Consider the following 10892-nt stretch of genomic DNA (forward strand, 5'->3'; position numbering starts at 1 on the left):
CTCCTCTACCAACACCCCCACCGCTACCACGCCACCCGCCGCGCCTTCTGCTCCTTCGGCACCGGCGGCTCCAAGCGCGCCCTCTGCTCCGACGACTCCCGCGGCCCCCAATGCTGCGGCTCCATCCGCGCCAAAGGCTCCTTCTACCCCGGCTGCCCCCAAGGCCCCTTCGGCACTCAGCGCACCGAGTGCTCCCTCCGCGCCTAGCGCGCCAACCCCACCGGGTGCTCCCACGCCACCAAAGGCTCCCAAGGCCCCCGCTGCTCCTGCCGCTCCGGGTTCTTCTTCGGCACCTAGCGCCCCGGCGGCTCCGAAGGCTCCGGCAGCACCAAGTGCCCCGGCAGCTCCAGGTGCCCCGACTTCGCCGGCTGCTCCAGATGCGAAGGCACCCGCGGCACCCCAACCGCCTAGTGCCCCGCAGCCACCCGCTGCTTCGCAAGCACCAACTACGCCACAACCACCTGCAGCTCCACAGCCACCAAAGGCTCCGCAAGCTGCCAAGGCGCCACAGGTTCCAGCAGCGCCAAAGCCACCGCAGGCTGACAAGAAACCCGAGGCAGCGGCGCCACCCGCGCCTCCTGCTCCGCCGGCATCGGCCACGCCGCCCGCTCCGCCGGCACCACCGGCGTCATCGGAAAGCGCAGAGGCTCCCAAGGCCCCAAAGCCACCGGAACCGCCGAAGCCACCCTCACCGCCGAAAGACGCGAATACCGAGTAGGCATGTGCAGGGGTGAGTGCGTACGCTGTGATTCATGCAATTAGATGTGGGATGGGCTGCGGATACTTTTGTTCTGGCAGCAGGTGCGACGGAAAACACCACTAGCCTCGTTTCCTTTGCCTGGATCATGCTTGCGGCGCTACTGGCGCCGATAGTGTCGTTCATGTTGGGCAACCGGCTGCCGGCCGTTGCCCTTTTGATCATCTTTGGCATGGTCATCGGCCCGTCGCTTTTGGATGTCGCCCATGAGGATGCTGGCATCAGCATGCTGAAAGAGCTGGGTGTTGGTGCGCTCTTCTTGCTCGCAGGTTTTGAGATCGAGATTTCTACGCTCAAGACCAAAGAAGCGGGAACTGCACTGTCCACCTGGCTTATCTGCCTCGTGGCCTGTGGTGTCGGTGCCTACTTCTTGGTCGATAATGTCCCGGGCGCTATCGTGGTGGCGCTGGCGCTAACGTCTACGGCGCTGGGCACACTGCAGCCCATGCTAAAACAGGACCGCGTGCTCGAGACCAAAGTGGGCAAATCGGTCATGATTCACGGCGCTATTGGTGAGGTCGCCCCCATTACCGCGATGGCCCTGCTGCTTAGCACGCGCTCCACGTGGACCACGCTGCTGATTATGCTCGCGTTCATTGGCATCGCCGTGGCTGTTGCCATCATGCCGGCGGCCATTGCAACGACGATTCCGTGGGTTAAAGCGGCGTTTATCTCCGGCGCGGGGTCTACCAACCAAACCATTTTGCGCCTTATCATCCTGATCCTTGCCACCCTCATGGCCGTCACGGCGGTCTTTGAACTAGACATCGTGCTGGGCGCCTTCGCCGCCGGCATCATCTTGAACCGCATCATTCCGGATGAGTTCCATCGCCGGCTGGAGCACCGCCTCGATGTGGTCTTCCACTCCATGCTCATCCCGGTCTTCTTCGTGGTCTCTGGTATGACGATTAACTGGGATACCATCGCTAATAACCCAGGGAAGGTACTGGGCATCCCGGCGCTTATTCTCGTTACCCGCGGCCTGCCGGTATTCCTGCGCGAGAATGTGGGTCACACCGGCTCCGAAATTGAAACGGTGCGCGAGCGCCTGCAGGTCAGTTTGTACACGGCTACCGGCCTGCCGATCATCGTTGCTGTGACATCGCTGGCGGTTAATTCCGAATTGATGAAGCAAGAAACCGCCTCGATCTTCGTTGCCGGTGGCGCGTTGACCGTTGCCATCTTCCCGTTTCTGGCCAACTTGGTGGGAAGGAAAGACTCCAAGACGGTTGATGAATCCGACCCAAAGAAGAAATCGGATTCTAACGAGGACGACAAGGAAGAAGAGTCCCAAGAACTCTAATCTTTTACTCCGCACTAGAAGCTATGCCCTGCCACCGCGGCAGGGCATATTCTTTTTGAATCAGCTTGTCTATTATGGTGACTGTGACTAATAGCTACGGACCCTCCCCCTATGACCGGACACTGCGTCTATCTGATTCAGAGCGCAACGATGCCCTGACGGATCTAGCCCGCGCAGTGGGCGAAGGCCGCTTATCGATGACCGAGTTTGAGGAGCGCTCCGATAGCGTCATGCAGGCCGTTACCCACAAGGACCTAGCACCAATTTTCAGCGATATCCCTGCGACCGGATCGCAAGAGGTAAAGATCTACTCCCAAGGCGATGTGGACCGCGCCGCTAATGCCGCGAAGAAGCCTCGTATCGCTACCGCCCTGACCAGCTCGATCATTTTGCTCGCGGCATCTCCTACTCTTGTCATGCTCAGCGCCACCATGAACAGCCCCTGGTTGCTGGCGGGTGGCGCCGTAGCCGCAGCGCTCATTCCCATCGTGTGGATCCTCTTGTACGTGGCCAAGGTGGGCCCGCAATCGTGGCATGCCCCCTCGGTGCGGCAGATTGAGCGCCAACAGCAGCGCGAGATCCGTGCACTGACGGCACACGAGCGGGCGCACCAAAAAGAATTAGAAAAGAAAAAGTGGGCCGAGCGCCGCCAACAGGCCGGTGAACTTACTGGTCAGGCTATGGAAATGGCGAAGAAGCAAATCAACAAGTGGAATAATAAATAGCGCTGAGGTGCGCTGCAATATTTCTTAACGCTGTGAAAGATGGCACAATATTGCCATGACTTCTCCCAAACCCCGCATCTTTGACCAGTCCGAAAAATTAAAGGGCATCGCTTACGATATTCGCGGTGAGGTCTCAGCGGAAGCGGAGAGAATGGAACTGGATGGCCACACCATCCTCAAGCTCAATACGGGAAACCCCGCCGTCTTTGGCTTCGATGCACCCGATGTCATCATGCGCGATATGATCGGCGCGCTGCCCACCTCCCAGGGCTATTCCACCTCTAAAGGCATTACCTCGGCCCGGCGGTCCATCGTCACACGCTATGAGCTCGAGGACTTCCCGCATTTTGATATCAACGATGTCTTCTTGGGCAATGGTGTATCAGAACTTATCACCATGACCACCCAGGCGCTGCTCAATAACGGCGATGAGATCCTTATCCCAGCCCCCGATTACCCGCTGTGGACCGCAGCAACCTCGCTGGCCGGCGGCACCCCAGTGCACTACCTGTGCGATGAGGAAGACGAGTGGAATCCATCCATCGAGGATATTCGGTCCAAGGTCACCGAAAAGACCAAGGCCATCGTGGTCATCAACCCGAATAACCCAACCGGAGCGGTGTATTCGCGCGAGGTCCTGCAGCAAATCGTGGACATCGCCAGGGAGCACAACCTGCTGATTTTGGCCGATGAGATTTATGACCGCATCCTTTATGACGATGCGCAGCATATCTCCATCGCCTCGCTGGCCCCCGATCTTTTGACCTTTACCTTTAATGGACTGTCCAAGGCCTACCGCGTCTGTGGTTACCGCGCGGGCTGGATGGTCATTACGGGCCCGAAGCATCATGCGCACGGGCTTATCGAGGGCCTCGAATTGCTGGCAGGTACCCGCCTGTGCCCGAATGTTCCTGCGCAACACGCTATCCAGGTGGCGTTGGGCGGGCGCCAATCCATCTACGAGCTCACCGGGGCTGGAGGACGATTGCTGCGCCAACGCAATATCGCCTATGACAAGCTCAATGAGATTCCGGGCGTTTCCGCAGTAAAACCCAAGGGCGCGCTCTACCTCTTCCCGCGCTTGGATCCCAATGTCTATGACATTCACGATGATTCCAAGCTCATGTTGGATATCCTCAAGGCGGAAAAGATCCTCATGGTCCAAGGCACCGGCTTCAACTGGCCGCACCCGGATCACTTCCGAGTGGTCACGCTGCCCTGGGCTTCCCAGCTGGAAAACGCCATCGAGCGCTTGGGCAATTTCTTGGTGAGCTACCGCCAATAGCATCCCAGCAGGCGATTGGTAATTGCAGTAATAATCGTTCACAATATACCGTATGGGACGGCATTCCTCGGTTTCTAATTCCGCATCGGGCTCGGCTTCGCGGCATCGGCAAGCGCAGCGTCGATCTGGGTCCAGCGGGCACGCGCCAGGCCAGTCGGCGTTGGAACGCCTAAATCCACGTCAGCTGGTGCAAGAGGTATCCGGCCACCCGTGGCGCGTTGGGCTGGTCACCGCCATCGGCGCGGCGCTCATCGCCATGCTGATAAGCCTCGTCTTCCTCTGGCCGTCTAGTGCCGCCTCTAGCCACACCTCGGAGGAGTTCGAGTCCACCTACGCGCTGAACCATCCGCAGGTTGAGGCAACAGTGGAAAAGACCGACCATTCGGCGTGCCAATCGGACCAGACCGGCCTGGCCTTCGATACCCCGCCGCTGATTCCGGAAAAGGAAGAAGTGGACTGTGACCGGGCGCTGGTGAAGATCACCTCCGGCGAGGACGAGGGAAAGATGACCCAATTGGTCACCTACGGCAACGCGGGCGACCCGGAATTGCAGCCGGGCGATGAGATCGTGCTGTCCAAGGCCACCGATCCCGCCGGGGCCGTGTCATATGCCTTTGCCGATTATCAGCGCAGCAATAGCCTCCTCCTCTGGGGCATGGTCATCGCGATCGTCATCATTGCTTTCGCGGCGTGGCATGGGGTGCGCGCGATCATCGGCTTGGGGTTGAGCCTTGGTATCGTCTTCAGCTTCCTCATCCCAGCGCTCATCGCGGGCACCAATCCCCTATGGGTGGCGCTTGCCGCCTGTACCGCCATCATTCTCCTTGCCGTTCCCCTCGTCCACGGCGTGAATTGGAAATCCGCCTCCGCGGTGGGCGGTTCCCTGACTGCGCTCGCCATCGCCGCATTCCTTGCGTGGGCGGCCATCGATAGTTCGCAGCTGCAAGGCTATAGCTCCGAAGACAACCTCAAGCTGCTGTTATATATGCCCAACGTTTCCATCCTGGGCGTGCTGCTGTGTGGCTTCGTCGTAGGCGCGTTGGGCAGCCTTGCCGATGTCGCCATTGCCCAAGCCTCCACCATCACCGAGCTGCACGAATCCGATCCCGCGGCCTCACCGCTCGAGCTATTTTTATCCGCCATGCGGGTCGGCCGCGACCACATCGCCTCGATGGTCTATACCCTCATTTTGACCTATACCGGCGCCGCCTTGCCCCTACTCCTGCTCATCACCGCCGCCGAACGCCCCGCAGGGCAAATCCTCAGCAGCGATCTCGTCGCCACCGAGCTCCTGCGCTCCGGCGTCGGCGCCATGGCACTGACCCTAGCAGTACCGATTACCACGCTGATTGCCGCGTTTACGGTCCCGTCGCGCCGCCGTTAGAGCGTGCGGCCCAGCGCCTGTATCTTCCAGCCGGCGTTGGACCAGGCCGCAACGTCGAGCACATTGCGGCCATCGATAATGTGCTTATTATCTACGAGCTCGCCGGCCTCATTCGGGTCCAGAACCTTAAATTGCTGCCATTCGGTGGCCAGGATGACCAACTCCGCCTCCCGCAAGGCGGATTCCGTATCGGCGGCATAGTCCAAGGTGGGAAAAACCTTCTTGGCGTTGTCCATACCCTCAGGGTCATAGACGGTCACCGCAGCACCCGCCAAGGACAAGGACCCAGCAACCGAGAGCGCCGGCGAATCGCGTACATCATCCGAATTGGGCTTAAAAGCACAGCCCAGCACGGTAACGCGGTGGCCCAAAAGCGAGCCATTGAAGGCTTCTTTAGACAGGTCCACCATGCGGTCGCGCCGCCGCATATTAATCGCGTCCACCTCTCGCAAAAAGGTCAGGGCCTGATCGGCGCCGAGCTCACCGGCGCGCGCCATAAAGGCGCGAATATCCTTAGGCAGGCAACCACCGCCAAAGCCCAGGCCCGCGCCGAGGAACGTGCGGCCGATGCGCTTGTCTATGCCAATGGCATCCGCCAACGCCACCACGTCCGCCCCCGCGATCTCACAAATCTCGGAAACTGCATTGATGAAAGAAATCTTGGTGGCCAAAAAAGCGTTGGCGGATACTTTTACCAGCTCCGCGGTCTGCAGATCGGTCGCGATGAAGGGCGTGTCCTGCGCTAGCGGCTGCGCGTAGATCTCGCGGGCAAGCTCTTCCGCGCGGGATTCTGATTCGCGGGTGCCAATGACAATGCGGTCCGGGGTAATGGTGTCGTGCACCGCATAACCTTCGCGCAAAAATTCTGGATTCCACGCGATTTCCACGCGAGTTCCCTCGGGCGCTAAACCGTCCGCAAGTTCTTGGAGTTCCGCCGCCGTACCTACCGGAACGGTGGATTTACCAAAGATGACGTGCTCCCCACGCAGCTTGGGTACCAAGTCCGTGATGACAGCCTTGACATAGGTCATGTCTGCCGCATAGGAACCGCGGCGCTGCGGGGTTCCCACGCCGAGAAAATGCACGTTGGCAAACTGTGCGGCCTCGTCATAATTCGTGCTAAAGCCTAAGCGCCCAGCAGCGATATTGCGCTCGAGCACCTCCGGCAGCCCCGGCTCGAAAAACGGAACCTTGCCCGATTGCAAGACGGCGATCTTATCCTCGTCTACATCGACACCTAAAACTTCATGTCCCAATTCCGCCATGCAGGCGGCGTGGGTAGCACCCAGGTAACCGGTGCCAATAACAGTCATCCGCATAAAACCTCATCCTAGAGATTTTATGTAAATACCAGATTAATCCCTGCGGAAGTTCAGGTAAGACTTTGATGGCGTTGGCCCGCGCTGGCCCTGGTATTTCGATCCCAAGGCACCCGTACCGTAGGGACTTTCCGCCGGCGAGGTCATCTTAAAGATGGCCAGCTGGCCCACTTTCATCCCCGGCCACAACGCAATGGGCAGGTTCGCGGTATTGGAGAGCTCTAAAGTAATGTGCCCAGAAAAACCGGGATCGATAAAGCCCGCGGTGGAGTGGGTCAAAAGGCCCAGCCGCCCCAGCGAGGACTTTCCCTCCAGCCGTCCAGCCAGGTCAGCCGGGAGGGTGAATTTCTCCAGCGTGGCACCAAGGACGAACTCGCCGGGGTGGAGAATGAAGGATTGATCCTCTTCTACTTCCACCAACGTGGTAAGCTCCGGCATCTCCGCCTTGGGGTCAATGTGCGTATAGCGGGAGTTATTGAATACCCGGAAATACTTATCCAAGCGCACGTCAACGGAAGAAGGCTGGATAAGCTCACTATCAAAGGGGTCGATGCCCAGCTCTCCGGAATCAATGGCGGAACGAATATCACGATCTGAAAGAAGCACGGACCCGATTCTACTCAATCGCCTGCCCAAGGTGTATAGTAGGGAAAGCGCATTTAGCGCAGTGCCGACGTAGTTTAATGGTAGAACTGCAGCTTCCCAAGCTGCTGGCGCGGGTTCGATTCCCGTCGTCGGCTCCATTGTCATGAGTCGCGACATGTTTGACAGGTCAGTCGCGACATCGTTGACAAACCGGCATCTCAGTCGTTTTTGTTCTGGGGTGCCGGTTTTTCGTGTTTTGGGTCTAGGGGTGGGTCGCCTTTTTTCCAGTAGGGCTTTTGGTAGTCGCGGGCTGTGTCGATGTAGTTCTCGGTGATGATTTCTCCGGTCGCAGCTAGTGATGTGATGATGTGGTTGTCGGCGATGACCATGAGGATTTTTTGTTTCTTGAATGCGCGCCCGATGCCTAGGTGGAAGAGTTTGCCGGCGTAGCGGACGGTGACTTTGCCGTTGTCCCAGACGATGTCTTTTCTGGTGCGCCATTCTTGTGTGGGATTGTCGTTGGGGCTGGCTTTTGTGCCGGTGGTGTAGCTGTGGTGTGGGGTGTGTCGTCCTAGTGCGCGGTGTGGGCGTGTGGTGTTGTAGTAATCGCGGAATTCGTCGAGGAGTTGTTGCAGTTCAGCAATGGTATGGGCGGCTGGTCGTGCGGCGAGCCATTTTTTAAGGGTTTGGTGAAATCGCTCAATTTTTCCTTGGGTTTGCGGGTGTCCTGGCCGTCCGTTTTTCTGTTGGATTTTGTGTGTGGTCAGGACTTTTTCAAAGGCATTTCTCCCGGCTTTGCGCCCGGCTAGCCGGGCAGTAAATACTAAGCCATTATCGGTGAGAGTGGATGCTGGCGGGCCGTATGTGTTGATCAGGCGGGTTAATTCTTGTGCTACCTGTGGGCCGCTAAAGCCGGCTCGTGCGGTAATAGATAGCAGGTAGCGGGAGTGATCGTCGAGGAAATCCAGCACGTCGACGCGGGTGTTATCTGCCAGATAGATGTAGGTGATATCAGCCTGCCAACATTCATTGGGCATGGCGGCTTCAAAGCGGACAAATGAGCTTTTAGGCTTCTTCTTCGGTGCTGGGGTGATAAGGCCTTCGGGCCCGACCCCCGGACAGTGGACACGTCGGGGTTAGCTATGCTGCTTTGGTCAGTGTAGCTGATGTGAGTGCTTCGAAGTCATCGGGAGCTAGAAGGTTGCACCAGGAGTGTCGCCGGCGCGTGTTGTAGCGCATGCACCACCGGAAGACTTCCTGCCGGCAGATAATGGGATTGTCAAAGACTTTCCTATCACGCAAGACTTCCCGCTTTAAGGTGGCGTTAAACGATTCTGCTAGGGCTTCTATCAGCACTCGTTCCTACCGCTCCCATAGACTGGCGCACACCCAACGACGAGCAATAGTTCCTAAAAGCTTGTGAGGTGTACACGCTGCCGTGATCGTCAATGGAATACAGCCCCGTCAAGACTGCCACGCACACCGTGTGCGTGGGCTAGGGCATCGACGACCAGTGACACTCGCATGTGGTCTGCGAGCGCATAACCTGCAAGTTTCCGTGAATACGTGTCAATGACTGTGGCCAAATACATGTTCTTGCCACCCTTACAGGGCAGGTAGGTAATATCGCCAACATAAACGCGGTTCGGCTCGTTGGCGGTGACTTTACGGCCTACTAAGTCCGGCATGACACGGTGGCCAGGCTTGCGCCTGGTAGTGACGCATCGGCGGCGCTTGGTAAAGCCTTTAAGTCCCATGGCTTTCATAATTCGTGCGACTTTCTTGTGATTTATCGGGCCGAAATCCGTATCACTGTTGAGGCTTGCAGCGATGCGTTTAGCACCATAAAGACCATGCTCATCATCAAAGATGGTTGTGATTCTCGCACCAATAAGGGCATCGGAACACATCTTTAACCTGCGCTTTTCACGGGTTTGGACCCATTTATAAAACGAGGAACGATTGAGCTTTAAAACGTGGCACATCCGCTTGACCGAGTACTCGGTTCGGTGGTCATAGACAAACTGGAAGCGGATCACCAGCGTGTCTCTTCGGCAAAATACTTAGCAGCTTTACGTAGAATATCGCGTTCTTCGCGCAGCTTCGCGTTTTCTTTTTCCAGCTGGCGGATTCGCTCAGAATCAGTCGCCGCTTGGGCTTTATCATGCACAGCTTTAATGCGCGCACGCTTTCCGGTGCCGTACTTCTTGACCCAAGAATGCAGCGAGGCTCGGTTGATACCGAGCTCTGCTGATGCTGCGTTCAGCGAGAGGTCCTCATTGTTTTCGTAGAGGGCCACACCGTCGCGTTTGAACTGTTCGGAGTACCTGGACATGGTGGTAGATTACCTTTCTTCCCAGCCCGACTGGGCTGGATATCAGGTGTCCACCAAACCGGGGTCAGGTCCTTCAGCGTTGAGGATGCGGCGGATTGTTGATGTTGATGGGCTGCGGTGGCCGTCTTTTTCTAGGTGGAAGGAAATGGTGTCTGGCCCGGCATCGAGCCCGTGGCGAGTTAATTGCTTGCGGATAGCGATGATTTCTTTACGCAGCTTGTCAGGCACTGCCTGTGGATGGGTATGCGGGGCACGAGAGCGAGGCGCGATGGCGTCGGCGCCGCCGGCGTCAAAGGCGTTGAGGATCTGATAGACGCGCTGGCGGGAGATTCCAAAACGCTGGGCGACTTTAGAGGGGCTGCGGCCCTGTTTGCGGACTGCCTTGACGATGGCCATGTTGCGGTTGGGACTATTCATAGTGTCAAACATGTCGCGACTGATGAGTATGTCATGAGTCGCGACATGCTTGACAGTTCAGTCGCGACATCGTTGACAAACCGGCATCTCAGTCGTTTTTGTTCTGGGGTGCCGGTTTGAAGTGCCCCGGGTTTTGTTCCTAGGCATGTGCCTTGTTTTCCATTATTGCCTGTGGCAAGTTCTTCTTTCACAATTCGGTTTCCACCTTGGCTGGGGTTCGGTATCCCAGGCTTTGGTGGAGCCTTGTCTCGTTCCACTATGACACCCACTCAAACGTGGCGATTTCTACTTCGACAACATCATCCCACCTGCGGGTATGGATGAGTTCGCCTCTTGTGAGGGGCCGTTAACGTTTTCAGCCAGAGCATTGTCATATAAGTCACCAACACTTCCGGTGGAAGCAGTGATCCCGTGCTGGGCAAGTCGCTCGTTGTAGACAACGCTGACGTACTGCGAGCCGTGATCCGAATGGTGAATGAGACCTGTTGTTTCCTCAGCACACACGATCGCCTGGTTGAGAGCTTGCAGCGGCAAAGCTGGGCCCGACCCCCGAAAAGTGGACACGTCGGGGGGCTAGCTATGCTGCTGTGGTCAGTATAGCCGAAGTCTTGGTTTCAAAGACATCAGGCGCTACGAGATTGCACCAGGAGTGCCGCCGGCGCGTGTTGTAGCGCATGCACCACCGGAAGACCTCTTGGCGACAGCTAATTGGGTTGTCAAAGACTTTCCGATCACGTAGCACTTCACGTTTTAAGGTGGCGTTAAATGATTCTGCCAGGGCA

Annotated in this window: 8 protein-coding genes, 1 tRNA gene and 3 pseudogenes; 5 read left to right on the forward strand and 7 right to left on the reverse strand. The window is 57.6% G+C overall.

What is annotated here, in order from left to right:
• A partial coding sequence (locus tag ABRP88_RS11000; protein WP_349837213.1) for a hypothetical protein occupies nucleotides 1–654 on the reverse strand: 654 nt, incomplete at its 3' end.
• Between the two features lie 98 nt (nucleotides 655–752).
• Here ABRP88_RS11000 and ABRP88_RS11005 point away from each other — a divergent pair.
• The 4 genes from ABRP88_RS11005 to ABRP88_RS11020 all read left to right on the forward strand — a co-directional run bounded on the left by ABRP88_RS11005 (nucleotide 753) and on the right by ABRP88_RS11020 (nucleotide 5454).
• On the forward strand, nucleotides 753–2060 hold the full coding sequence (locus ABRP88_RS11005) for a cation:proton antiporter (RefSeq protein WP_284770399.1): 1308 nt from the start codon (nucleotides 753–755) through the stop codon (nucleotides 2058–2060).
• A 74-nt stretch (nucleotides 2061–2134) separates the two neighbouring features.
• Complete coding sequence (locus tag ABRP88_RS11010; RefSeq protein WP_349837214.1) at nucleotides 2135–2785, forward strand: DUF1707 SHOCT-like domain-containing protein; 651 nt, start codon at nucleotides 2135–2137, stop codon at nucleotides 2783–2785.
• 55 nt (nucleotides 2786–2840) lie between these two features.
• The gene (locus tag ABRP88_RS11015) at nucleotides 2841–4070 is read left to right on the forward strand and encodes a pyridoxal phosphate-dependent aminotransferase (protein WP_349837215.1); all 1230 of its coding nucleotides are present in this window, start codon (nucleotides 2841–2843) and stop codon (nucleotides 4068–4070) included.
• Between the two features lie 223 nt (nucleotides 4071–4293).
• Nucleotides 4294–5454 carry a YibE/F family protein gene (locus ABRP88_RS11020; RefSeq protein WP_502879896.1) on the forward strand — a complete coding sequence of 387 codons (1161 nt, stop codon included), beginning with the start codon at nucleotides 4294–4296 and terminating at the stop codon, nucleotides 5452–5454.
• Here ABRP88_RS11020 and ABRP88_RS11025 read toward each other — a convergent pair.
• Together ABRP88_RS11025 and dcd are read right to left on the reverse strand one after the other, a co-directional pair.
• A complete protein-coding gene (locus tag ABRP88_RS11025; RefSeq protein WP_349837216.1) occupies nucleotides 5451–6773 on the reverse strand; it encodes a UDP-glucose dehydrogenase family protein in 1323 nt (440 codons plus the stop codon). The two genes, ABRP88_RS11020 and ABRP88_RS11025, sit on opposite strands and share 4 nt — an antisense overlap.
• A gap of 36 nt (nucleotides 6774–6809) precedes the next feature.
• Nucleotides 6810–7379, reverse strand: a complete 570-nt coding sequence (dcd, locus tag ABRP88_RS11030; protein WP_284630788.1) for a dCTP deaminase — start codon at nucleotides 7377–7379, stop codon at nucleotides 6810–6812.
• A gap of 63 nt (nucleotides 7380–7442) precedes the next feature.
• Here dcd and ABRP88_RS11035 point away from each other — a divergent pair.
• A tRNA-Gly gene (locus tag ABRP88_RS11035) sits at nucleotides 7443–7516 on the forward strand.
• A 60-nt stretch (nucleotides 7517–7576) separates the two neighbouring features.
• Here ABRP88_RS11035 and ABRP88_RS11040 read toward each other — a convergent pair.
• The 4 genes and pseudogenes from ABRP88_RS11040 to ABRP88_RS11055 all read right to left on the reverse strand — a co-directional run.
• Nucleotides 7577–8458, reverse strand: a pseudogene (locus ABRP88_RS11040) (integrase core domain-containing protein); the annotation flags it as partial.
• Nucleotides 8459–8498: 40 nt separating this feature from the next.
• Nucleotides 8499–9693 (reverse strand): annotated as a pseudogene (locus tag ABRP88_RS11045) (IS3 family transposase).
• Between the two features lie 69 nt (nucleotides 9694–9762).
• Nucleotides 9763–10110 (reverse strand): annotated as a pseudogene (locus ABRP88_RS11050) (helix-turn-helix domain-containing protein); the annotation flags it as partial.
• A 577-nt stretch (nucleotides 10111–10687) separates the two neighbouring features.
• The coding region (locus ABRP88_RS11055) for an integrase core domain-containing protein (protein WP_349837217.1) at nucleotides 10688–10892 on the reverse strand (205 nt) is incomplete at its 5' end.

The sequence above is a fragment of the Corynebacterium sp. KPL2734 genome, assembly GCF_040225595.1.
Lineage (GTDB): Bacteria > Actinomycetota > Actinomycetes > Mycobacteriales > Mycobacteriaceae > Corynebacterium > Corynebacterium rhinophilum.

Excerpts from the sequence above, each read along its gene's own strand:
- ABRP88_RS11010 (WP_349837214.1), top strand. The coding sequence starts at position 2,135 with ATGGTGACTGTGACTAATAGCTACGGACCCTCCCCCTATGACCGGACA.
- ABRP88_RS11005 (WP_284770399.1), top strand. The coding sequence starts at position 753 with ATGCAATTAGATGTGGGATGGGCTGCGGATACTTTTGTTCTGGCAGCA.
- ABRP88_RS11015 (WP_349837215.1), top strand. The coding sequence starts at position 2,841 with ATGACTTCTCCCAAACCCCGCATCTTTGACCAGTCCGAAAAATTAAAG.
- ABRP88_RS11025 (WP_349837216.1), bottom strand. The coding sequence starts at position 6,773 with ATGCGGATGACTGTTATTGGCACCGGTTACCTGGGTGCTACCCACGCC.